The 23,373-nt window shown below is 66.9% G+C and carries 22 protein-coding genes; 8 read left to right on the forward strand and 14 right to left on the reverse strand.

Annotation, left to right across the window (positions count from 1 at the left end):
• Window positions 1-20 precede the first annotated feature (20 nt).
• Complete coding sequence (locus RQI43_RS17155) at window positions 21-812, reverse strand: class II glutamine amidotransferase (protein WP_018045521.1); 792 nt, start codon at window positions 810-812, stop codon at window positions 21-23.
• A 397-nt stretch (window positions 813-1,209) separates the two neighbouring features.
• Here RQI43_RS17155 and RQI43_RS17160 point away from each other — a divergent pair, with 397 nt between their 5' ends.
• Window positions 1,210-1,635 (forward strand): response regulator, encoded by a 426-nt coding sequence (locus RQI43_RS17160; RefSeq protein ID WP_311275936.1) that lies wholly within the window; start codon window positions 1,210-1,212, stop codon window positions 1,633-1,635.
• A gap of 106 nt (window positions 1,636-1,741) precedes the next feature.
• Here RQI43_RS17160 and rpsU read toward each other — a convergent pair whose 3' ends face one another.
• Together rpsU and RQI43_RS17170 are read right to left on the reverse strand one after the other, a co-directional pair.
• Window positions 1,742-2,050, reverse strand: coding sequence for a 30S ribosomal protein S21 (gene rpsU / locus RQI43_RS17165; RefSeq protein WP_056428151.1), 309 nt, complete (start codon window positions 2,048-2,050; stop codon window positions 1,742-1,744).
• Window positions 2,051-2,282: 232 nt separating this feature from the next.
• Entirely contained in the window at window positions 2,283-3,497 is a 1,215-nt protein-coding gene (locus RQI43_RS17170; protein WP_311275937.1) for a polyhydroxyalkanoate depolymerase, read from the reverse strand.
• A 309-nt stretch (window positions 3,498-3,806) separates the two neighbouring features.
• Here RQI43_RS17170 and RQI43_RS17175 point away from each other — a divergent pair, with 309 nt between their 5' ends.
• On the forward strand, window positions 3,807-4,463 hold the full coding sequence (locus RQI43_RS17175; RefSeq protein ID WP_056428649.1) for a glutathione S-transferase family protein: 657 nt from the start codon (window positions 3,807-3,809) through the stop codon (window positions 4,461-4,463).
• 67 nt (window positions 4,464-4,530) lie between these two features.
• On the opposite strand, the gene RQI43_RS17180 is transcribed toward RQI43_RS17175, so the two are convergent.
• The 5 genes from RQI43_RS17180 to bla form a co-directional block, all read right to left on the reverse strand.
• Window positions 4,531-5,109 (reverse strand): hypothetical protein, encoded by a 579-nt coding sequence (locus RQI43_RS17180; protein WP_056428160.1) that lies wholly within the window; start codon window positions 5,107-5,109, stop codon window positions 4,531-4,533.
• A gap of 150 nt (window positions 5,110-5,259) precedes the next feature.
• Complete coding sequence (locus RQI43_RS17185; RefSeq protein WP_311275938.1) at window positions 5,260-6,690, reverse strand: ATP-binding protein; 1,431 nt, start codon at window positions 6,688-6,690, stop codon at window positions 5,260-5,262.
• Window positions 6,687-7,415, reverse strand: coding sequence for a response regulator (locus RQI43_RS17190; protein ID WP_207410965.1), 729 nt, complete (start codon window positions 7,413-7,415; stop codon window positions 6,687-6,689). The genes RQI43_RS17185 and RQI43_RS17190 overlap by 4 nt, the downstream gene beginning before the upstream one ends.
• 148 nt (window positions 7,416-7,563) lie before the next feature.
• Entirely contained in the window at window positions 7,564-8,589 is a 1,026-nt protein-coding gene (locus RQI43_RS17195; RefSeq protein WP_311275939.1) for a hypothetical protein, read from the reverse strand.
• Between the two features lie 218 nt (window positions 8,590-8,807).
• Window positions 8,808-9,713, reverse strand: a complete 906-nt coding sequence (gene bla, locus RQI43_RS17200) for a class A beta-lactamase (RefSeq protein WP_311275940.1) — start codon at window positions 9,711-9,713, stop codon at window positions 8,808-8,810.
• Between the two features lie 214 nt (window positions 9,714-9,927).
• On the opposite strand from bla, the gene RQI43_RS17205 reads away from it, so the two are divergent.
• From RQI43_RS17205 to RQI43_RS17220, 4 genes are all read left to right on the forward strand, one after another.
• On the forward strand, window positions 9,928-10,233 hold the full coding sequence (locus tag RQI43_RS17205) for an accessory factor UbiK family protein (protein WP_311275941.1): 306 nt from the start codon (window positions 9,928-9,930) through the stop codon (window positions 10,231-10,233).
• Window positions 10,234-10,526: 293 nt separating this feature from the next.
• Window positions 10,527-11,030: a YbjN domain-containing protein gene (locus RQI43_RS17210; RefSeq protein ID WP_018045511.1), complete on the forward strand. Its 504-nt coding sequence runs from the start codon at window positions 10,527-10,529 to the stop codon at window positions 11,028-11,030.
• Window positions 11,027-11,854, forward strand: a complete 828-nt coding sequence (gene proC / locus RQI43_RS17215; protein ID WP_311275942.1) for a pyrroline-5-carboxylate reductase — start codon at window positions 11,027-11,029, stop codon at window positions 11,852-11,854. Before RQI43_RS17210 ends, proC begins: the two co-directional genes overlap by 4 nt.
• Window positions 11,855-11,921: 67 nt before the next feature.
• Entirely contained in the window at window positions 11,922-12,686 is a 765-nt protein-coding gene (locus RQI43_RS17220) for a hypothetical protein (protein ID WP_056428185.1), read from the forward strand.
• 203 nt (window positions 12,687-12,889) lie between these two features.
• On the opposite strand, the gene RQI43_RS17225 is transcribed toward RQI43_RS17220, so the two are convergent.
• The 4 genes from RQI43_RS17225 to RQI43_RS17240 form a co-directional block, all read right to left on the reverse strand.
• Window positions 12,890-13,612, reverse strand: coding sequence for a DUF4142 domain-containing protein (locus tag RQI43_RS17225; RefSeq protein ID WP_311275943.1), 723 nt, complete (start codon window positions 13,610-13,612; stop codon window positions 12,890-12,892).
• A gap of 275 nt (window positions 13,613-13,887) precedes the next feature.
• Window positions 13,888-16,944, reverse strand: coding sequence for a DNA polymerase I (gene polA / locus RQI43_RS17230; RefSeq protein ID WP_311275944.1), 3,057 nt, complete (start codon window positions 16,942-16,944; stop codon window positions 13,888-13,890).
• Between the two features lie 42 nt (window positions 16,945-16,986).
• Window positions 16,987-17,337 (reverse strand): HepT-like ribonuclease domain-containing protein, encoded by a 351-nt coding sequence (locus RQI43_RS17235; RefSeq protein WP_311275945.1) that lies wholly within the window; start codon window positions 17,335-17,337, stop codon window positions 16,987-16,989.
• Complete coding sequence (locus RQI43_RS17240; RefSeq protein WP_311275946.1) at window positions 17,327-17,623, reverse strand: nucleotidyltransferase domain-containing protein; 297 nt, start codon at window positions 17,621-17,623, stop codon at window positions 17,327-17,329. Before RQI43_RS17240 ends, RQI43_RS17235 begins: the two co-directional genes overlap by 11 nt.
• 122 nt (window positions 17,624-17,745) lie before the next feature.
• Between RQI43_RS17240 and RQI43_RS17245 the strand changes: the two genes are divergently transcribed.
• Window positions 17,746-18,936 (forward strand): PQQ-dependent sugar dehydrogenase, encoded by a 1,191-nt coding sequence (locus tag RQI43_RS17245; RefSeq protein WP_311275947.1) that lies wholly within the window; start codon window positions 17,746-17,748, stop codon window positions 18,934-18,936.
• A gap of 7 nt (window positions 18,937-18,943) precedes the next feature.
• Here the strand turns inward: RQI43_RS17245 and RQI43_RS17250 are convergent, their stop codons facing one another.
• Window positions 18,944-20,116, reverse strand: a complete 1,173-nt coding sequence (locus RQI43_RS17250) for a YihY/virulence factor BrkB family protein (protein WP_311275948.1) — start codon at window positions 20,114-20,116, stop codon at window positions 18,944-18,946.
• A 270-nt stretch (window positions 20,117-20,386) separates the two neighbouring features.
• On the opposite strand from RQI43_RS17250, the gene ybaL reads away from it, so the two are divergent.
• Window positions 20,387-22,207, forward strand: coding sequence for a YbaL family putative K(+) efflux transporter (gene ybaL / locus RQI43_RS17255; protein WP_311275949.1), 1,821 nt, complete (start codon window positions 20,387-20,389; stop codon window positions 22,205-22,207).
• Between the two features lie 184 nt (window positions 22,208-22,391).
• Here the strand turns inward: ybaL and RQI43_RS17260 are convergent, their stop codons facing one another.
• Complete coding sequence (locus RQI43_RS17260; RefSeq protein ID WP_056428208.1) at window positions 22,392-23,342, reverse strand: acetamidase/formamidase family protein; 951 nt, start codon at window positions 23,340-23,342, stop codon at window positions 22,392-22,394.
• Window positions 23,343-23,373: the final 31 nt, after the last annotated feature.

The raw sequence follows: 23,373 nt of genomic DNA on the forward strand, positions 1-23,373 counted from the left end.
CGCAACCCTCGGGAGCGGTCTCAGGCGGCGATGCGGACCCGCGCTTCGTCGGCGCCCTTCACCGTCACCGTGCCACCGCGCGTCGCCTGCAGCGTGCCGCCGCGCGGGATCACGATCCAGCCCTCCTTGCAATCGTCGATGGGCTCGGAGACCACTACGAGGCCGGTTTCGGTCTGGCGGTAATAGAGGCTCGGCGGGCGGCCGTCGCAGGCCCAGCGATAGGCAGTAAGGGTCTCGCCGTCGGTGACGACGGAGGTGAAGCGCAGGGCCTCGGTGATCCCGGCCGCCTGCATCAGGTCGCGGACCGTCGAGAGGGTTTCGGCCATGGCGCCGATCGGGTCTTCGGCGAGGCCGTTGGCCAGGGCCAGGAGGAAGATCGCCTCGGAATCGGTGGTGCCGCGCCGCGCTTCGTAGAGCGCGTCCGGGATCAGGGCCTCGATCCGCCGCTTGATGCGGTGATAGCCGCCGATCTGGCCGTTATGCATGAACAGGTGCCGGCCATGGGCGAAGGGATGGCAGTTCGCCCGCGTGGTGGCCGTGCCGGTCGAGGCGCGGACATGGGCGAAGAACATCCGCGCGCGGACTTGCTGGCAGAGGTTGACGAGGTTCTCGTCCGACCAGGCCGGGCAGACGTCGCGATACTGGCCCGGATCGGTCCGTTCGCCGTACCAGCCGATGCCGAAACCGTCGCCGTTGGTCTCCGTCTTCGCCTCGGTGGCGTGCAGCGACTGATGCACCAGCGAGTGCGTCGGCGCGCAGACGAGATCGGTCAGGAAGACCGGATCACCGCTATAGGCGAGAAAGCGGCACATGACTGAGCAACAACCCCCTGTTTCGGCACCCCTCCCCGGATCGGGAAACAGAAACCGTTCCATGATCCAGCTTGACGGTCGTTGAACTGTAACATTCGATCTTTTGCGGTGAACAGATCGTTAATGCGTTGCGGTATGCCCGAACCTTGTGCGTCTGCGTAGACGATGTGCAGAGACGCTCGATTTCGTGCATTCTCGGATCTTAGGCTGCCACCAAGCCCGCTTTGAGGCGGTTCCGCTTTTTATGGAGCGAGAGGCGCATGGCCGTGGCGGCGGCTGGCACTCTTGCCGATCCCGGCCAGGCGGCGCAGCCTTCGAACAATCGAATCATCGACCGGGCGCATGACGCCCTGCGGGGCCGCGATCGCGCCCGCCCCCATTCCAAGAAGGAGACCTCATGAATCATACCATCCACTCGACCGCCGACACCGTATCGCCAGCCCAGATCGACGGCCCCGTTGCCCTCGTGGTTGAGGACGATGCAGCGGTTCGCGACCTCGCTGCAGCCATTCTCGAGGAAACCGATCTCGACGTGATCGCCTGTGACAGCGCCGAGGCGGCCATCGGCTTTCTCGAGCGCAAGGGACTGAACGTCGCCCTGCTGTTCGCCGATGTGCGCCTCGGCGGGGCCATGGACGGCATCACCCTGGCGCGGACCGTGGAGCAGCGCTGGCCCGATGTTCGGATGGTCCTGACCTCGGGCTACGACGAGCGCAGCACCGGTCGCCTGCCCGAACAGGCCATTTACATGCAGAAGCCCTGGCGCGCCCTCGATGTCCTGGTGGAAGCCGAGCACGCCTCCGCCGCCGTGGGGATCGCCTGAAACGACAGAATGCCCGGACGCATCGGCGCCCGGGCATTCTGAGAGATGGGACGGTAGCGCCAGTAACCGCGTTCGGGGCCGATACGGGATCGGCCGCCGGTCGGTCTTACGAGGCGACGTTGGCCGAGGGAGCGGCGCTCGGAGCGAAAGGCGAACCGCCCGGACGACGCGGCGCACCGGCGCCGAAACGGGGCTTCGGCTTCGGAGCGGCGATCAGGCCCTCACGGATCGCGGTCTTGCGGGCCTGCTTGCGGGCGCGGCGCACGGCCTCGGCCTTCTCGCGAGCCTTGCGCACGGAGGGCTTCTCGTAGGCCTTGCGCTGCTTCATCTCGCGGAAGATGCCCTCGCGCTGCATCTTCTTCTTGAGAACGCGGAGTGCCTGGTCGACGTTGTTATCGCGAACGAGTACCTGCAACGGACTTGATCCTTTAGAGACGTATGTTTGTCGGACGGCGCCCTCTCCGAACGCCCCCGCCTGTCCGACGAGGGCAAACCGCCAATAGCCCCATACCCTGGATCGCTCCAGGGAGGGACCTGTGTGTGACGGTCTCGAATCGACGCTGAAAACTCACTTGGGGCAGGCTCATACACCAAGCGGACACGAGTTCCAACCGCTCTCGGTTAAATCCTGAGCCGGACCCGCATCCTCATGCGTGCGATTGGATGAAGTTGCGCACGAGCGGGTAAGTCTGGCCCTCCCACTTGCGGCCGGTGAAGACGCCGTAATGGCCGACGCCCGCCTGCAGGTGGTGGCTCTTCATGTGCGGGGGGAGGCTGCCGCACAGGTCGTGCGCCGCCATGGTCTGCCCGACGGCGCAGATATCGTCGCGCTCGCCCTCTACGGTCATCAGCGCGGTCTTGCGGATGGACCGCATGTCGATGGGATTTCCGCGATAGGTCAGTTCGTTCTTGGCGAGGGTGTAATCCTGGAACACCGTCTGGACGGTTTCGATGTAGAACTCGGCCGCGAGGTCGAGGACGGCAAAATACTCGTCGTAGAACGTCTCGATCTGGTTGGCCTTGTCGGCCTCGCCGTTGGCGAAATGCCAGAACAGGTCTGCATGGCTCTGCTGGTGGCGCTTGGCATTCATCGAGACGAAGGCCGAGACCTGCATGAAGCCGGGATAGACCCGACGGCCGGCCCCCGCATGACGCTGGGGAACCGTGGCGATGAGGTTCTTTTCGAACCACGCGATCGGCTTCGAGGTGGCGAGCTTGTTCACCGAGGTCGGGCTGATGCGGCAATCCACCGGCCCGGCCATGAGCGTCATGCTGCGCGGATGCGCGATGTCTTTCGACTGGGCCATGACGGCGGCGGCGGCGAGCGCCTGGACCGCCGGCTGACAGACCGCCACGACATGCGAGCCCTCGCCCATCACGCCGAGGAACTGCACCAGGTGATCCACGTAATCATCGAACCCGAACGGACCGTCGGCGAGCGGCACGTCGCGGGCATTGTGCCAATCGGTGATGTAGACGTCGTGGTCGGCCAGCAGGGTCCGCACCGTGCCGCGCAGCAACGTGGCGAAATGGCCCGAGAGCGGCGCGACGACGAGCACCTTGGGCTGCTCGGAATCGATGTCCTTCCTGAAACGCAGAAGCGTCCCGAACGGGGTCGAGAACGTCGCCTCCTCGCTCACCGACACTTCGCGGTTGCCGACCCGGACGCTGTCGATGCCGAAGGCGGGGCGGGCGAAGGTCAGGCCCGCGCGCATCATCATCCTGGCGCCGGCCGACCACCAGTTCATCGGCGCCGCGTTTCGGGCCCCGACCCAGGGAGATACGGCGTCGTGGACGAGCTTCCCCCAGGAGCGCGTGCGCTGGGCAAGGTCGGACTGCACTTCGAAGGCATCGTAGAGCATGACGCTCGAACTCCTGCGCGAACGATCGGATAGCGGGTCATTCGCTTCGTTGTGCTCAACCGCCGGGATCGCCTCCGACGGTCGTCACAGCCCGCTAGGCTGAGCCACGGTTGCGCGCAACGCAATCGGCTGCAGGTACGATCTGTAATAAATGTTGTGAGAATGCATCACTGTCCCATCGACGAGACAGGAAAGGTTTTTCTCCTTCGGAGAAGGCCGGTTCGATGCGGCACGAGACTTGGATGCCCCCTGCACAGCTCGGGCCGAAAACCTTATGGACGGTCGGGGATGAGAAGACAGGGGATGGACATGCCAGTCGCCACGCTCACGATTTCGAGCCGGAACTACTCATCCTGGTCGCTCCGGGGATGGCTGGTCTGCCGCATGGCCGGGCTCGATTTCGAGGTCGAGGTCCTGTCCGGTGACGACGAATCCTCACGGGCCGAGCTTCTACACCTGTCGCCCTCCTTCCTCGTGCCCCGCCTCGTCCATGGCGAGATCGAGGTCTGGGATACCCTGGCCCTCTCCCAGTATCTCAACGAGACCTACCCCGATGCGGGCTTCCTGCCGAAGGATCCGGTGGCGCGGGCGCGCTGCCGTTCGATCTCGGGCGAGATGCATGGTGGGTTCATCAACCTGCGCTCGGCCCTGCCGATGAACCTCAAGGCCCGCCACACCAATTTCAAGATCTTCAACGGAGCCAGGGGCGATATCGAGCGCGTCATCACCATCGTCGAGGATTGCCTGGCGCGCTACGGCGGTCCGTTCCTGTTCGGCACGCGCCCGAGCCTCGCCGATGCCATGTTCGCGCCGGTCTGCACGCGGTTCCAGACCTACGACGTCTCGCTGCCCCGCAACGTCGCGGCCTATCGCGACACCATCCTGGCCTGGCCCCTGATGGTGGAATGGAGCGAGGCGGCCGCCGCCGAGCCCAACGAGATCGAAGAACTCGACATGGAGTTCTAAGGGAGACCCCCGGCGTGTAGCCCCCCGGTGCCTGGGCGTGGATGCCGGGCACCGGGAGGGACCGCCCTTACGTGTTGAAGTCGAACAACAGGGCGCTGGCGCTCGCGCCGGACGCCTTGGCACCGGAGGCGGCGTAACCGGACGCACTCGTCTGCGATTCCTGGAGCGTCGTCATGAAGCTGTCGAGAAGCTCGCTGACGCCGGCCGACATGTCTGTCGAGGATGACGCGCCTTGTGCCTCAACCTCGGATGGCGGCGGGCCGGCTGGTCGAGCGCCCGCGCCACCTGCGTCCCCAACGCCTCCCCTGCCCGACGCGTTGGCTTCGAACAGCGTCTTCAGGGTCTCGGCCTGATCGGTGGTGAGGTCGCCGCTGGAGACCTGATCCTCGATGAGGCTGCCGATCGTGTCCTCGATCTGCGACGGGTCGAGGCGTGTGCTCGTTCTGCCGGTCGCGTTGGAGCTCTCGCTCTTGAGGCTCGAATCGATGGAATCGAGGGCGTCGGTGAGAGCGGTGCCGTCGGTGGCGCTGATGCCGCCGGTGGAGACCTCGCTGGCGATGGCCTGCGCGACCGGATTGCCTCTGGACGGCGGCGGACGCTGGGCCTGGAACGTGGCGGAGGTCTGAGTGGAACTGACAGATGTCATGGCGCGGTCGCCTCGGTCGAATGCCGTCGCGGGGAGCTCGCGACGGGTGTCGAGAGAGCGACACCCAGGGTTAAGCGGACCTTTCCCGCGCCCGGCACAAGAGTTTCGCGATGTTTCGAACCCACGTTCCGAAACAGTCGAATGCCAAAATCAGGAAATGACCGGGGCGACGGTCCCAGGGTTCGTCGATGGAGACGCGCGCAGCTGCCCTCCCTGAGCGACGGCGAGGGGCAGGTCGATACGGGCCACGAGGCCGCGGGGGGGCTTGTTCGACAGGGTCAGCCGGCCGCCATGCCCCTCCACGATGGCGAGAACGATCGACAGACCGAGGCCGAAGCCGCTGGCCTCGTTGAGATTCCGGGCCCGGTCTCCGCGTACGAAGGGCTGCACCATGGCGTCGCGCTCGGCCTCCGGAATGCCGGGACCGTCATCGGACACTTCGAGAGCCACGCCCTGATCCGACGGGTGCATCGTCAGCCGCGCCGCGCCGCCATACTTCACCGCATTATCGACGAGGTTGACGATGGCCCGCTGGAGCTCGTCCGCCCGGCCGCGCACGAGGACGTGCCGCGTCTGTTCCACACGCACGTCCGCGCCGACATCGGCGAAGCCGTCGCACACGGTCTGGACCAGGGAAGCGAGGTCGACGAGAGTCTGGGTGCCCCCGGCCTGACCGTCCCGGACGAAGGACAGGGCGGCGTCCACCAGCCCGTTCATCTGGTCGAGATCGCGCAGGGTCATGGTGCGTGCGTGATCGTCCTCGATGAATTCGGCCCGCAGCCGCAAACGGGTGATCGGGGTGCGCAGATCGTGGCTGATCGCCGCCAGCATCTGGGTTCGATCGTCGATGAGGCGGCGGACGCGGCCGCGCATCGTGTCGAGGGCGCGGGACACGGCCATCACCTCCTTCGGCCCGTTCCGGGGCAGCGCCACGAGGTTCATGCCCGTGCCGAAGGCATCGGCGGCCTCGGCGAGTTTCGCCAGCGGAGCGGTCAAGGCCCGCGTCGCCCAGATCGACATGAGCGACAGGGTGATGCCGAGGAGGACGAAGGTGAAGATGATCGGGCCGGGGCCGAACGGAGACCGGACGTCATCCGGCAGGGTCGCGCGCAGGCTCGCACCGGACGGCGTGGTGATGCCGATCCGGATGCCACTGGCCGTCTCCGGCACTTTCCCCGGAGACGAGAGATCGGTGATCGTGAGGGGCCGTCCGAACCCGTCGCGCATGCGCTGGACTATGGGATGGTCGGCCTGCCCGTCCCGAGTGCCGGGGGCGGGAGTTTCCGGCGGGGCCGCTTCGAGCTGCAGGCCGGGCAGGCTGCGTGCCGCATCCTGCAGCAGGCGCGGCCGATCCCCCGGCGGAGCGGCATCGAGCAGGCGAACGATGGTGGCCAGCCGTGTCGCGGCTACGCCCGGATGATTGTCCGGATTCCAGGGTTCGCGCAGCATCAGGAAGGCCAGGGTCGCCACCGCATGGCTGACGACGATGGCGGCCACGCTGAGCATCGCGATCTGGCCGGCGATACTGCGGGGCGGAAAGCCGAGAAGGCGCCCCCACCGGCCCTTCGTGGTTGCGCTCATGATCGCGTCACCGCCGGGGTGAACAGGTAGCCGCCCGAGCGGATGGTACGGATGATCTCCGGGTTGCGAGGGTCGGCCTCGATCTTCTGGCGGATGCGGCTGATGAGAACGTCGATGCTCCGCTCGTATGGGCCGGCGGCCCGTCCCTGGGTCAGGTCGAGGAGCTGGTCGCGCGAGAGCACCCGGCCGGGTCTCAGGCAGAGCACGTGCAGCAGGTCGAATTCCGCCCCCGTGATGGTGATGCGGGCATCGTCCGGGCTGAGGAGCTGACGCAGGGACACGTCGAGGGTCCAGTCGAGGAAGCGCAGCCGGCGGGCGCCATCGTCGCCGGCAGCCTCGGCGCTCGCGCCCCGCCGCAGGATCGCGCGGATGCGGGCGAGAAGCTCGCGCGGGTTGAACGGTTTGGCGAGGTAATCGTCCGCGCCGATCTCGAGCCCGACGATCCGGTCGATCTCCTCGGCCTTGGCGGTGAGCATCAGGATCGGGATCGAGGACCCCGCGCGCAGGCGCCGGCACAGGCTCAGCCCGTCCTCCCCCGGCAGCATCAGGTCGAGCACGATGAGGTCGACGCGCGCATCCGCCAGCGCCTTGTCCATCTCGCGCCCGTCCCCTGCGAGGCTCACCCGGCATTCGTTGGCGCGGAGGTAGCGCGCCACCAGGGCGCTGATCTCGCGGTCGTCCTCGACCACGAGGATATGGGGTGTGGCGGAATTCGTCTGCGTCATGTCTCGTCCATCCGGTGGCCGTTTATGACGCCTCGGCGGAGGGATTCGAAGGGGATAGCGAGATCAGAATTGTAAACGTCTGTTTCGGTCCGGTATCCGGGACACATTCGGCAAATGTCATCGCAAAGACGCTTGCGTCGACTATGCTCTACCGCTTGCGAAACCCGAAATAGCCGCCATCGGCGTCGTAAAGCACGTCGAAGCCATTGAGGAAGCGCAGGCCGGTATTGACGAAGGGCTCCGGGCGACGGGTGTTGAGGGTCACTTTGCCCGGCGAGAGTCGGGACTCGTCGCCGATGACGATGTCGTAGGCCGCCGCCGGTTCGGAGCCTCGTCCGGGAAAGGTGAAGCCGAGGCGGGTGCCGGGCAGGAACTGGCTTCGGCCGTCGTCATCGGAAGTGACGGCACCGTCCACGGCCCCTGTCGGCAAGGTCAGGTACATCGCCGACACGCCCGTATCGACGAGCGCCCGGCCGCAGGCGCCGGGTGCCTGGCCGTTCACCGTGATGCAGACCGGGACGCCCTGCCATTCGCCGGGAATGTCGGGGTGGGGATCGAGCTTCACGAAGCGGATGCCGCCGCGCGTATTGGCTCCGGTGAGACCCGCATGGATGCCGTCCCGCGTCACCACGTAGCCGCGCCGTGCGGGGCTCCTGCCGTCAGGGGCGAGGTTGAGGAGCGGGTTGGTGTCGGGCGTGCTCTGGCTCTGCGAGTCGCCCTCCCGTCCGAAGCCGATACCCAACATGGCCACGTGGCCCGGCATCGTCTCCGGCGTGCAGGCGCGGGCGTTGTTCGTGCACGCGATCTCGGTGACCGCCAGGACGGGGAGCGGTGAGGTGGTCACGCTGGCCCCGTTGCCGCCGACGAGCGTGACGGGCAGCGTCACCCAGCGTCCGATCATGATCCGCCCGGAACTGCTGTAGGTGAGCCGTCCGGGCCGCGACGGCATCGTCTCGAAGCCGGGGATCCGGCTCGCCGAGACGACGATGCCGGTGGAGCCGGTATCCATCAGGACCGGGCGCACCTCATCCCCGAAGGACAGGCCGAGGCGCGGCGAGCGCGTGATCTCGGCGCCATCCTCCCCCGCGTTGAGGTAGGAGAGATACGTGCCCTGACGGAAGCCGTCGTAATGCGGTCGCTCGTCGGCGGAGGCCGGGTTGGCGGATGTGCTCAAGGCGGCGATCCCAAAAGCAAGTGCGGCAAGCGTTGCCTCATTGGGCGATCGGGGCCGGCGTCCCGCGGCGCGGATGCGGTGCTTGAGGCCCTCGATCATCATTCACCCCTCCGACACGCTGGTAAAGCGGCGCCGGAGCCCTCGTCTCGGTGCCACCGCTTGTCGGTTAAGCCTTGGCAGACAACCACTTAAGGGACGCTTACACGGATCGGTGCGCGTCAACCGCCATCTCGTTCCGCAGCGGCGGCGGCGACGGCCCTGGCCACCGAGGCGATGGTGGCGCTGCGCGCCTCCGGCGACGTCTTCGCCCCGGTCAGGTAGACCGTCAGGACGAGGGGAGCCCGGCGCGGCGGCCAGATCACGGCAATATCGTTGGCCGTGTCGTTCTCGCCGGATCCGGTCTTGTCGCCGATGCGCCACTCCTTCGGCAGGCCGGCGCGCAGCCGCGCATCGCCGGTGCGGCAACCCACGAGCCAGGCGGTGAGAAGAGCTCTCGATGAGGGCGAGAGCGCGTCCGCGAGGACGAGGCGCCGGAGCGTCTGGGCCATGGCCAGCGGCGTAGTGGTGTCACGCGGGTCGCCGGGCACGGCCTCGTTCAGATCCGGCTCGATACGGTCGAGGCGGGTCGTCGCGTCGCTGAACGCGCGGATCTGGGCGGTGAGTCCGGCCGGGCCACCCATCGTCCCGAGGAGCAGGTTGGCAGCAGTGTTGTCGCTGAGCGTAACGGCGGCCTCGCAGAGTTCGGCGAGGGTCATGCCCTCACCATCCGCCCTCGGTCCGCTCATGGGCGAGTAGGGCACGACCTCGCTCGCCGCGTAACGCAGCCGCCGGTCGAGCCTGTCCTCGCCCCGGTCGATCCGCGCCAGCACAGCACCGGCCGCGAGAACCTTGAACGTACTGCACATCGGGAAGCGCTCCGCCCCGCGATGCGCCGCCTGGGTGCCACTGCCGGTATCGAGAAGACCGATCCCGAGCCGTCCGCCGCTCGTCGCCTCGATCTGCGCGAACCTGTCGGCAAGATTCTCCGGAAACGAAGCCGCGGCAAGCGCCGGTCTCCCCCCGGCGAGAAGATGTCCCGCTGCCCAGGCGGCTGTGCCGAAGGTATAATCGCGTCGGGTGACCATGCGCATCCTTGCCGGTCCGTCGAATCGGCGGTGACCATGGCGACCGGTTTGCGGTCCCATCGTGGCGGATCGAACGTGGTTTTGGCGGGCCCGAACGCGAATTCCTCGGCCGTGCACCTTGCCTTCGGATTGCCTCGCACGCCTTCGATTCTTATTTGCTTACCTCAGGTGCCGGCGCGATGTCCGACGCGGGCCTCGATCTCGGGAGACGACGATGCAAGGCTCTAAGGACGGCGCGGGCCGCGGCTCCAACCGCTTGTTCGACGATTTCGCCCGACTCATGACCGATGCCGCCGGTGCGGCGCAGGGCGTGAAGCGTGAGGCGGAGACCGTGTTCAAGGCGCAGATCGAGCGGCTGATCCGCGACATGGACATCGCCACCCGCGAAGAGGTGGACGTGCTGCGCGATCTGGTCTCGGCTCTCCGCACCCAGAACGATGCTCTCGCAGCCCGCGTCGCCGTGCTGGAGGGCCGGCTCGGCACGCAGGAGCCGCCGCCTCCGCCAGCGACATCGGTCTGATTCGCGGGCCCCGAGTCCGGTCTAAGCTTGTGCACAGGAAGGAACGGTGGAAATCCGCTTTCCTGTTCACCGGTCATCGGGAGCGCTTTGAAACGCGAGTCCGCCACGGTCTATAGTGAGTGAGGCACTGATTCGCTTCGCCCCCGGACCCGACCTTCGACCCTTAAGCTTCCCCTCGATCACGCTGTGTCTTGCCTGTGCGCGGATTCAGCTTGGGGATGGGAAATCCGGAAGGGGATTGATTGTCGTTCACCATTATCGGCGCCCCTTTCGGGACGCCTAGCTGGACCGCTATGACCCAACTTCACATCGAAGGCCTCGACCGGAACGAGCACCCCCTCGACATCGTCGAGCGGCTCGCTTCCCTTCGCGATTGGATCTTCGACCGGGCCGAAACCGACGAGATGTCGGTGGCCGTGGCCGGCCGCTGGTCCGACTATCACGTCGCCTTCACCTGGATCGAGGATGTGGAGGCCCTCCATGTGGCCAGCGCCTTCGACCTGAAGGTGCCGGCTCACCGCCGCACCGAGATCCTCACCCTCATCTCCCTCGTCAACGAGCAGCTCTGGGTCGGTCATTTCGACCTGTGGTCCACCGACAGCGTGGTGATGTTCCGGCATTCTCTGCTGCTCACCGACGGTGCCGCGCCGACCCAGAGCCAGTGCGCGATGATGCTGAAATCCGCCGTGGATGCCTGCGAGCGCTACTATCAGGCGTTCCAGTTCGTGCTCTGGGCGGGTAAGTCCGCCCGCGAATCCCTGGATGCGGTCCTGTTCGAGACCGAAGGCGAGGCGTGAGCATTCCGTCTTCCTCCGCCCTGCCCGCCTCCCTCACCCTGGTTGGGGCGGGCAAGATGGGCGGCGCGATGCTGGCCGGCTGGCTCGCCGGCGGGCTCGATGCCGCCAGGACCTGCGTCGTCGATCCGCAGGCTTCGCCTGAGATGGTGAGGCTCTGCGAGAGCCATGGCATCGCCCTGAACCCGAGTGACGTCCCGGCGAACGATGCGCTGATCCTCGCGATCAAGCCGCAGGGGCTGGAGGGCGCGGCCGGCCTCATCAATGGGGTGATCGCACCCCATACGCTCGTCGTCTCTATCCTGGCGGGCAAGACCATCGGCGACCTGCAGGGCCGCCTGCCCTCCGCGCGCGCCATCGTCCGGGCGATGCCGAACCTTCCGGCGAGCATCGGCCGCGGCGTCACCGGCGCGGTGGCGAATGCCAACGTCTCCCCGGATCAGCGTGACCAGGCCGATGCCTTGCTCAAGGCTGTCGGGGGCGTGGAATGGCTCGACGACGAAGCGTTGATCGACACTCTGACGGCTTTATCCGGTTCCGGCCCGGCCTATGTCTTCCTCCTGGCAGAGGCGATGGCCGAGGCGGGTGTGGCGGCTGGGCTGCCGGCCGACATGTCGGCACGGCTTGCCCGCGCCACGGTGTCAGGGGCCGGGGCGCTCCTGTCCACCAGCCCTCACGATGCGGGACAGCTGAGGCGCGACGTGACGTCACCGGGCGGCACCACCGCGGCGGCCCTCTCCGTGCTGATGCGCGAGGGCGGCGTGCCGGACCTGATGCGCGAGGCGGTCGCCGCCGCGAAGCTGCGGGCAGGCGAGCTCTCCGGCTGAGCCGCCCCCTAACCGATCCGCCTGCACAACCTACATGATAGGGAACAGACACGAGGATCGAACGACCATGGCAAACACCACAGGTGCGAAGCCCGAGGGCGGTAATGAGACCGGCGGCAACGAGACCGCTGGGACCGACATCGCCGTCGCCGCCCCGCAGCACTCCCCGCGTGAGGCTGCCGTCGAGGCGCTGATGCGGCTCGCCGCCGTCCAGCCCTGGAACGACATCGAAATCGGCGACATCGCCCGCGAGGCCGGCCTGTCCCTCGCCGAATTCCGCGACCTGTTCCCCTCCAAGGGCGCGGTGCTCGGTGGCCTTTCGCGGATCATCGACCGCAAGGTGCTGGAAGGCGATTCCTCCGACCTCGCCGAGGAGCCCACCCGCGAGCGTCTGTTCGACGTGCTGATGCGCCGCCTCGATGCGATGACCCCCTACAAGGATGCCCTGCGCCGGATCTCCTACGCCCTGCGCGGCGACCCGCTCTCCCTCGTCGCGCTGAACGGCGTGGCGCTGAACTCGCACCGCTTCATGCTGGCTGCGGCCGGCATCAACACCGAGGGGCCTCTGGGCCGGCTGAAGCTGCAGGGCGTGGTCATCGCCTTTGCCCGCACCGTCGAGGTGTGGCTCGACGATGACGACCCGGCCCTCGCCCGCACCATGGCCCGCCTCGACAAGGAGATCCGCAACGGCGAGCGTTTCATGGAACGCGCCGACGATGCCCGCCGCCTCACCGCGCCGTTCCGTGCCATCGGCCGGTCGCTTTTAGAGCGCGGCGCTCGCCGACGCCGGGGCACGCGTCCCGAGGACGAGGTCGGCCAGCAGACGATCTGACGGAACGCTTTCCCTCCCCCCTCTGCGGGGGAGGGTGGGCCGCGAAGCGGATCGGGAGAGGGGAGCGCCATCTCCGGAGAGGTCGTCCCCTCTCCCGCCTGCTCCGCAGGCACCCTCTCCCGCAGAGGGGAGAGGGTGGATTGAGCCCGAACGAAAAGGGCCGCCCCACCGGGCGGCCCTTTTCTGTTTCACGGGGCGATGGCTCAGCCGCCGATACGGTCGGCGAGGACGGCCGAGTGGCCGTGCTGGTTGGCGATGTAGGGCAGCGCCTGGTTCGCGAACTCGCGGCCCTGGGCGTTGTCGCCGTTGCGCGAGTAGGACTCGTAGAGGCCGAGGGTGCGGGCATCCGAACGGGCCTGCTGCTGCACGAAGGTACGGTCGAATTCACGGCCGGTGCGGGCGTTCTTCAGGCGGTCGATCCGGGCCTGACCGTCCGGGCCGATGGCGACGCGACGGCCGGGCTCACCGAGGGTGTTGTCGACGAGGCCGACGCCGCCGAGCACGCCGCCGACGATCCGTGACGCGATGGTGGCCGAGATCGTCACCGGGGCGAGGACGACGCCGACCGGGTTGTCGAAGCGGGTCTCGAAGGGCTGGCTGTCGGAGACGACGGTGCCGCCGGCGGTCAGCGAAGTGCCCTCGGGCAGCAGTGCCTTGGTGGTGGCCTCACGCTCGACCAGCACGTTCTTGGCGTAGTTGCGGACGTTCGGGTTGCGCGAGCGCTCGAGGGCGATGCGGCTCGACTCGATGCTGACGGCATCCGAGCGCAGGGCGGCGGCGCGGAACGAGGAAGTGTCGCGGGCCTCAGGGGCGTTGGCGTCGAACTGGGGCGCGACGCGGATATCGAGGGGCTCCTGCGCGAGCGCCGGGGTCGTGATCGCCGCGACGGTGAAGCCGAGGGCGGCGAGAAGCTTGGTGTTGATCATGGCGGAGGTTGTCCTCACACGCCTTTACGGCGTTTGGTTGAAAGACCGTTTCGTCCGGCATGAACGTTTCGTTAACGTGACGGTTCCTGCTTGAAGGGCATGGCTGTGGTGCGGTGCGGCATGCTTCACCTATTTGTGACATGGCTATCGTTCGCCCTCCTACCCGATCACCTCGTCCTGAGGCACCGCGAAGCGGCCTAGAAGGAGAGTCCCAGAATCCACCGCACGAACTGGAGGGCTCCGCCTTGGAATAAGGTGAGAGAGCAGCACAACGTTCAATGCGCCTCCTCCCAGTTCCCCGCCGCCTGCGCCTCCACTACCAGCGGCACGCGCAGGGTCAGCGCGGGTGCGGGCGCCTCGACCATCACCCGGCGGATCACCGGCAGCGCCTTCTCCACCTCGTCCTCGGGTGCTTCGAATACCAGTTCGTCGTGCACCTGCAGCAGCATGGTCACGTTGAGTTTTTCCGCCCGCAGCGCCTGCTCCATCCGGACCATGGCCCGGCGGATGATGTCGGCGGCCGAGCCCTGGATCGGAGCGTTGATCGCCTGGCGCTCCACGCTCGCCCGCTCGTTCGGGTTGTTCGAGCGGATCTGCGGATAGTGGCAGACGCGGCCGAACAGGGTGGTGACGTAGCCGAGGTCGCGGCAGAGCTTCTTGGTGTCGTCGATATAGGCGCGGATCCCGGGGAAGCGCTCGAAATACTGCTTGATGAAGGCCGAGGCCTCCTCGCGGCCGATGCCGAGGCGGTCGGCGAGCCCGAAGGCCGAGATGCCGTAGATGATGCCGAAATTGATCGTCTTAGCGCGCCGGCGCAGGTCCGAGGTCATGTCCTTCAACGGCACGCCGAACATGGCGCTGGCGGTGGCCGCGTGAATGTCGACGCCGTCTTCGAAAGCTTGGCGCAGCTGCGGGATATCGGCGATGTGGGCGAGGATGCGCAGCTCGATCTGGCTGTAATCGGCCGAGATGAGCTTCCTGCCCTCCGGCGCCACGAAGGCACGGCGGATGCGCCGGCCCTCCTCGGTGCGGATCGGGATGTTCTGCAGGTTCGGCTCCGAGGAGGAGAGCCGGCCGGTGGTGGTGGCTGCCAGCGAGAACGAGGTGTGGACCCGGTCGGTCTCCCGGTCGGCATGCTGCTGCAGCGAATCCGTATAGGTGGATTTCAGCTTGGCGAGCTGGCGCCATTCCAAGATCTTTTTGGGCAGTTCGTGCCCGGCCTGAGCCAGTTCCTCCAGCAGGGTGGCGGGCGTCGCCCACTGGCCGGACGGCGTCTTCTTGGCGCCGGGCAGGCCCATCTTGCCGAACAGGATGTCGCCGATCTGCTTCGGCGACGAGACCTGGAAGCGCTCGCCGGCATCCTCCTGGATCTCTTCCTCCAATCGCACGAGGATCTGCGAGAAATCACCCGAGAGCCGGCTCAGCATGTTGCGGTCGACGCGGATTCCCGCCGCTTCCATCCGGGCGATGACCGGGATGAGGGGGCGTTCCAGGGTCTCGTAGACCGTCACCCGGCGCTCGGCGACGAGGCGCGGCTTCATCATCCGCCACAGGCGCAGGGTCACGTCCGCATCCTCGGCGGCGTAGGCGGTGGCCTTGTCCAGAGGCACCCTGTCGAAGGTGACCTTCGCCTTGCCGGTGCCGGCCACGTCCGAGAAGGTGATCGGCTGATGGCCGAGATGGCGACGGGCGAGTTCGTCCATACCGTGCCCGCCCTTGCCGGCATCGAGCACGTAGGAGATCAGCATCGTGTCATCGAACGGCGCGATCTCGATGGCGACGCTTTGGCGCCGGAACACCAGCCAGTCGTACTTGATGTTCTGGCCGACCTTCAGGACGCCCGGATCTTCGAGGAGCGGCTTCAGCGCCGTCAGGGCGGCATTGATCGGGATCTGTCCGTCGACCGGGCTGAACTGCCCCGTGGCCGCCTTGGCATCGCCGAACAGGTCGCTCGCCTCGGATGCAGCCACCGGTTCCAGATGGGCGAGGGGGATGTAGGCCGCCCGCCCCGGCGCCACCGCCAGGGAGACGCCGACGAGGTTGGCGTTGTTGGCGTCGAGGGAGTCGGTCTCGGTATCCACCGCCACCACTCCGGCCTCGCGTGCCTCGGCGATCCAGGCCGCCAATTGGTCGAGGCTGGTGATCGTCTCGTAACCCGTCGTGTCGATGGGGTTCGTCGCCTCGGCCGCGCGCAGGGCAACGAGGCCGGAAGGCGTCGGTTCTGAGGGGCCGCGCGGCTTCGCTTCGCCTTCCGGCAGGTTCAGGTCGGCAAAGGGATCGACCTCGCCGCCTTGTGCCGCGGCCTCGAACGGGGGCGCGTCGGCTCCGTCCGACCCAGGCAGCAGGGCCGGATCGGGCTTCACCTTCTCGGGGTCCACATGCAGCATCGAGGCGATGCGGCGGGTCAGGGTGTTGAACTCCATCGCCTTGAGGAAGCCGACGAGCTTCTCGGGGTCGGGCGCTGGCAGGCGCAGGTCGTCGAGGGCGATGGGGAGCGGCACGTTCTCCTCCAGAGCCACCAGCCTCCGCGAAAGCTTCGCCTGGTCGATGCTGGCGAGAAGGGTCTCGCGGCGCTTGGGCTGCTTGATCTCGCCCGCCCGTTCCAGCAGCGCGTCGAGGCTGCCGTATTCCTTGATCAGGGCGGCGGCCGTCTTGAGGCCGATGCCGGGCACGCCGGGTACGTTGTCGGACGTGTCGCCGATGAGCGCCAGGGCGTCACCGATCTGGTTCGGCTGCAGGCCTTCCCATTTGGCGATGATGGCGTCGAGGTCGAGGTTGCGCTCGGGCCTATGCCCGGGCTTACCCTTCACGCCGGATTCGAAATCGTAGAACCTCACCAGCGGCCCCACCAGCTGCATCAGGTCCTTGTCTGAGGAGACGATGATGACGCCGGCCCCGCGCGCCTCGGCTTGGCGCGAATAGGTGGCGATGAGGTCGTCGGCCTCGTAGCGCTCCAGCTCGATGGGTTGGAGGCCGAAGGCGCGTACGGCCTCGCGCATCAGCGGCATCTGACGCTTGAGGTCGTCCGGCGCGTCGGGGCGGTGGCCCTTGTAGTCGGGGAAGAGCTCCTTGCGGAACGAGCCCTCCGACTTGTCGAACACGATGGCCAGATGCGTCGGCTTGATCCCCGCTGCCCCGTCCTGAACGAACTGGGCGATCTTGGTGCAGAACAGCCGGACCGCCCCCGTGGGCAGCCCGTCCGAGGGCCGGGTGTTGTACTTCTGGTCCTGGTTGATCGACTGGAAGTAGGCCCGGAAAATGAACGACGATCCGTCCACCAGGATGATCTGATCGCCGGGGCCGACGGGGGCGGATGGAGAGACAGCGTTCATCGTGAGAAAAAGGCCAAGTTCAGGAGACGAGAGCGAGCGCGCTCAGGAGGCAGAAAAAGCGTCGCGTTCGGCGATGCAGGCATGACGTACTTCGCCGAGCCGTTCTTGGACGGCAGCCCAGACCAGATCCAGCTCTACCTTGTGATAGGGATGTCGATAGACGTTGCCGACATTGGCGATCGATTGCCAGGGAATGTGCGGGTTGCGCAGCTTCGTTTCCGGATCGAGGCGGCGACTGGCCTCGGAGATGATCTCGAGACAGCGGATGACAGCGTAGACCGTACGTTGGTCAGCGATGAACGTCTCGAACGTCATTCCAGCCGTGAAGTGCTGAGCGGCGTTGATATTGTCGATGATGTCGATGATCGCATCGCGGACGCGTTCAGAACGCATGAACGGCATCTCGTTCGGCCCGCAGACGGATATGCGGTTTCAGAGCATCACGGCTGGCCACGTCCACGCTGACCGGAAAGAGCGCCTCGATGAAGTACACCAGGCCCACATAATCGAAGACGTCACGAATGGCCTCTCGGTCGAGAACGACCATGACGTCGACGTCGCTTGAACCGATCGCCTCTCCCCGCGCCGTCGACCCGAACAGCGCAGCATGACGGACGCCGCGTAGGCGTAGCTCCGCCTCGTTCTCTCGAAGAATACCGATGGCGATGCCGCGATCCATTCGGCGACACTACTTCAAATCGCGGGCGCGCTGAAGGGCCGGGTGGAAGTGTCGCGTGCCGGAACGGCGGATTCCAAGACCGCGTTTTAGCCTCATCCTCCACAGTTTCGGATTCCCACCGCATGATCCCGGTCCGCCGCTCGACCTGCCTCGCCCTGGCCCTCGCCCTCTCCGCCGCCCCGCTCCCGGCCTTTGCCCAGGCGCTGCAGAACCCCGGCACGGCGACGATCGAGGCCCATGTGGTGAAGGCCGCGCCGCTGGAGGCGACACCGGAGCGGATCGCCGCTCTGAAACTCCCCGCAGGGTTCAAGCTCGAGGCCTTCGCCCGCGATCTCGGCGCGCCGCGCGTCATCGTCGTGGCGCCGGACGGGGCGCTGTATGTCAGCGACCGCGACGCCGGCACAGTCACCCGCATTGATGCGACCGACGCGGCCAAGCGCCAAGTCGTCCTGAAGAAGCCGGATGTGCACGGGCTCGCCATCCATGACGGCACCCTGTTCTACGTGACGGTGAAAGAGATCTTCTCCGCGCCGATGAAGGCCGATGGCAGTCTCGGCCCCGAGACGAGGCTCGTCGCCGACCTTCCCGATGCCGGCCAGCATCCGAACCGCACCATAGGCTTCGGGCCGGACGGCTGGCTCTATGCCAGCCTCGGTTCCACCTGCAACGAATGCGAGGAGCGCAACCCCGAGAACGCCACGATGGTGCGGATGAAGCCGGACGGGTCGGGCCGGGAGATCGTCGCTTCGGGACTTCGCAACACCATCGGTTTCGCCTGGGAGCCTGGGACGAAGGCCCTCTATGGCTGGGACGACGGCGTCGACTGGCTCGGAAACGACGCAACGCCGGAGGAGCTGAACCGGATCGAGCCGGGCAAGAAGTATGGCTGGCCCTACATCTTCGGTGCCGGGATCAAGAACCTCTACCGTGAGGTCCCGAAAAGCTCGCTGGAGCAGTGGGACAAGGACAGCGAGCGGCCGCTTCTCACTTGGACGGCGCACGCCTCCTCGATGCAATTCGCCTTCTACGACGGCGCGCAATTCCCGGCCGAGTACAAAGGCGATGCCTTCGTCACCATGCACGGATCATGGAATCGCAAGCCGCCGAGTGGCTACGAAGTCCTGCGCGTGCATTTCGAAAAGGGCCTGCCGACGACGATCACCCCGTTCGTGTCGGGCTTCCTCACCGAAGGCGGCCCGAGCGGCTGGTCGCGTTTCGCCCGGCCCTTCGGTCTGGCGGTCGCCAAGGATGGAAGCCTTTTCCTCGGCGACGACCAGCACGGCATCATCTACCGGATCAGCTACAAGGGCTGAGCGGAACTCAACTCGCGGCGCCCACCGTATCCGCCATGCGGGCGTCGCGAGCTCCCAAGGGCTCCTCGTGTCCGATAGTGGTGTCGGCCTCGGTCTGGTGCTCCATCTCCGCATTGATCTCGGCGCCGACGAGGACGATGGTCGTCGAGATCCAGATCCAGGTCATGAAGCCCACGACCGCGCCGAGGGAGCCGTAAGTCTCGTTGTACTTGCCGAAATTCGAGACGTACCAGGAAAAGCCCAGCGACCCCGCGAGCCAGAGCACGCCCGCGATGGCGCTGCCCCAGGTCACCCAGCGCCAGCGCGGCGCGTCGCGGCTCGGACCATAGCGATAGAGCACAGCGAGGCCGGCCAGCACCGCGAGCAGCAGCACCGGCCAGCGCAGGAGCGAGATGTACCAGGCCTCCGCGCTGAGACCGACGATGTTGATCACCGCCGGCACCACGACGATGCCCACCAGGGCCAGCACGATGAAGAGCAGCGCCCCCGCCGTGAAGGTGAGCGAGCGCAGGTTGAGCCAGAAGAAGTTCCGGGTCTCGCGCTCCTCGTAGACGATGTTGAGGGCCTGGAAGACCGCTTTCATCCCGCCATTGGCGCTCCAGATCGACAGGGCGAGACCGGTGAAGAAAGTGAGACCCAGGGTGGTGTCACCCTTCTCAGCGATGCGCTTCACCTGTTCGCCGATGATGTCGAGAGCACCGGACGGGATCACGCCCTGGAGGTTCTGCAGGTGATCGTTGATCGTCGATACCTCCGCCACCAGACCGTAGCAGGCGACCAGGGCGGCAATGGCGGGGAAGATCGCCAGCAGAACGTAGAAGGTCACGCCAGCGGCCACCGAGACGAGGTTGTTCTCGCCGATATCGTGGAAAACCCGAAGACCGATATCCTTCCAGCCCTTGGCGGGGATTTCGGAAGGTGTCGACGCCTGCCGCCCGCGTTCGGCCTCCGTCCTGGCGACGTGCTTGGCGTCCCTTCCCTCGTGGGAGGGGGAGGGCTCGCTCGTGCGCGGGGCGGAGGGAGACCTGTCCGACGATGATCCGGACGGGGATGGCCGCATGCCCTTCCGCGGCAGGACGACGAGACCGACGAGCGCGGTCACGAGTCCCAGCGTCCACAGGGTGGAGCCGGATTGCCCAGCCCCCCCCGCTCCCGCCGGGTCATGATGTGGTTCGGCCATCGGCGGTTCGTCCTGTAGAGCGGAAAGTGAATTCAATTCCCTGCGACAACCTTCCGCCGCCCAGAGAGTTTCATGCACGGTCCCCGACCGTCTTTCAGCGGACGAAGTCGGTGAGAGAGAGCCGCAGACGCGCTGTCCGGCATGATGCGTGCTCTCAGGCACGGACTGTCAACCCGTCTGCGGTTATCTAGCGCCATTCGGCGCTTGCCCTCGGCAGCCGTTGCCCTCACCGTTTTCGCGAAATCTTCCAAACGAGGACACGACAGCCCCGTGCCGCACGCGACAGAGCTGATTGCCATCATCGCCCTCGGTCTCGTCCTGGCCTTCGCCTGTGGGATGCTGGCCCAACGGCTGCGGCTTCCTCCCCTGGTCGGCTATCTCCTGGCCGGGGTTCTGGTTGGGCCGTACACACCCGGCTTCGTCGGCAACAGCCAACTCGCGAGCCAGCTCGCCGAAATCGGCGTGATCCTGCTGATGTTCGGGGTCGGCCTGCATTTCTCGATCAAAGACCTGATGGCGGTGCGCACCATCGCCCTGCCGGGCGCGATCGTGCAGATCGTGGCCGCTACCGCCATGGGTGGGCTGCTGGCGCATCTCTGGGGCTGGGGCATCGGCGCGGGCCTCGTCTTCGGCCTGGCCCTCTCGGTGGCGAGCACCGTGGTGCTGCTGCGTGCCCTGGAGGAGCGTCGGCTCCTCGACAGCGACAAGGGCCGCATCGCGGTGGGGTGGCTCATCGTCGAGGATCTGGCGATGGTCCTCGCCCTGGTCCTGCTCCCCGCCCTCGCACCATCCCTCGGGGGAACCGGCGACGGCGCGGCCCACCATGTCGCCGACGGCAACATCTGGCTCACCCTGGCCCTGACGCTGGCCAAGGTCGCGGTATTCGCCCTGGTGATGCTGGTGGGCGGACGCCGCGTCGTGCCCTGGCTCCTCGATCAGGCGGCCCGCACCGGCTCGCGCGAACTCTTCACCCTCGCGGTCCTCGCTTTGGCGCTGGGCATCGCCTTCGGATCGGCGGAGCTCTTCGGGGTCTCCTTCGCGCTCGGTGCATTCTTCGCCGGCATGGTGCTGGCCGAATCCGACCTCAGCCATCAGGCGGCGGCCGATTCCCTGCCCCTGCAGGATGCGTTCGCGGTGCTGTTCTTCGTCTCCGTGGGCATGTTGTTCGATCCGGGCATCCTCCTGCGCGAGCCGCTCTCGGTGCTGGCCGTCCTCGGCATCATCCTCCTCGGCAAATCGCTCGCCGCCGTGGCCATCGTGCTGGCCTTCAAGCATCCCATCGGCACCGCGCTCACCATCGCGGCCAGTCTCGCGCAGATCGGCGAGTTCTCCTTCATCCTCGTCAGCCTCGGATTGTCGCTGAAGCTCCTGCCTACGGAAGGACGCGACCTCATCCTCGGCGGCGCGATCCTGTCGATCACGCTCAACCCGCTCTTCTTCGTCCTGGCGGAGCGGGCGACGCGCTTCTTCGCCGAGCGGCCGGAACTCGCGGCCCGGTTCGAGCGTCGCGGCGCTGCGGCGATGGCGGTGACGGAGGAGGCGAAGCCTCATCGCGGGCATGCCATCGTCGTCGGCTATGGCCGTGTCGGAAGCACCATCGCCAAGGCCTTCGCCACCTGGGACCTTCCCTATCTGGTGATCGACCGCGACCGCCGCCGCGTCCTCGACCTGCGCAAGGACGGTGTCGAAGCGGTGTTCGGGGACGCCACGGCGCCGGGTATCCTCGAAGCCGCCGATATCGGCCAGGCGAAGCTCATCGTGATCGCATCGCCCGAGCCGCATACGGCGCGCCGCCTCGTCGAACTCGCCCGCGAGGCCAATCCCGGCATCGACACGCTGGTGCGCACCCATAACGATGGCGAGCGGCACTATTTCGAGGAACAGGGCGTCGGCCTCGTCCTCATGGCCGAGCGCGAACTGGCCTTCGGCATGACGCTCTACGCCCTGCGCAGCCTGGGGCTGAAGGAGGGCGAAGCCCGCATCTTCGTCGACAGCACCCGTGTGGAGAGCCGCACGGCCCCGGTCGAGGCCGAGATTGATCAGGGCGCTCCGGAACTCCGCCCGCACAAGGCGGATGTGGTCGAAGGGTAGGGCTTGGTCTGCGGTCCTGCGAAGGACGGGATGGGTTCCGTCTTTTCAAACACATCCTGCGGGCAGGCATCGCCCTAAACTCGTTCGAGCGAGCGCCCGGATATATGCGACCCACCCCATGTCCGGAGCATTTCGTATCGAGGGACCGGCTGATCGGTCCGATAAGCTCCGGGGGCGTCCCGGCTCAGGCAGGTCCTGCCAGGGCGCTCTTGGGCAGTAGCATGTGCACCCCCTTGTTGCCGTCGACCGTTTGCGTGATCCGGAGGTTCCCGGCGAGCGAGCACAGCATGTAGGCCTGATTGCGGGTCAGGCCGCTGCGTGCGCAGACATGGCGGACCATCTCGCGTACCGCCTGGCGCATGGCCTCGTCGAGGCTTTCATGCAGGCCGATCGTCATGAGATCGGTCGGGGTCTCGGCAAACGGCCACGCGTAGCCGAGATCCTTGCGCACGGTCAGCCGAAAGGTCCCCGATAGGCCGGTCTCGAGAGCGGTGATGCAGACCTCGCCGTCACCCTGCACGCCGTGGCCGTCGCCGGCATAGAAGCCCGCGCCCGGGTTGAAGACTGGCAGATACAGCGACGTGCCGACCTTGAGTTCCTTGTTGTCCATGTTCCCGCCGAAGGCGCGGGGAACCGGAGAACCGACCCTTCCCCAGGCTGCGGGAGGCGCCGTGCCCATGATTCCGAAGAACGGATCGAGGGGCAACTCGGCGCCCCAGGGCAGGATCGCGACGCCGCGGGCGACGTCGATGTCGGGATGGATCGTCTCGTAGTCGGTGAACTCGTCCGGCAGGGTGCCGAGCAGCGGAAGGATCGCCACGAAGCCCCAATCCATGCGGAACTTCAGATCGAGGATGTCGACTTGGAGCACGTCGCCGGGTTCCGCCCCGCGGACATGGACCGGACCGGTGACGAAATGCGGCCCGGGGCCGGAGGCGAGGGTATCGAGGGCGGCGAGGTAATCGGCCGGCACCCGGGCCGGATCGGGATGGAGCGATTCCTTGCCGCCGGCCGGAAACGAATGGAGCGTGACTGTGTCGCCGGATTCGACCTCCAGGACCGGCGGCAGAGCGGCGTCGAAATAGCCGAGCACCATCGTGTCGGGGGTCGCGGGAATCTCGTGATGCGTCGACATGAGGGATCCTTCCGAAGGTCCGATGGCGGCT

Source organism: Methylobacterium sp. WCS2018Hpa-22, from assembly GCF_031843785.1.
Classification (GTDB): Bacteria; Pseudomonadota; Alphaproteobacteria; order Rhizobiales; family Beijerinckiaceae; genus Methylobacterium.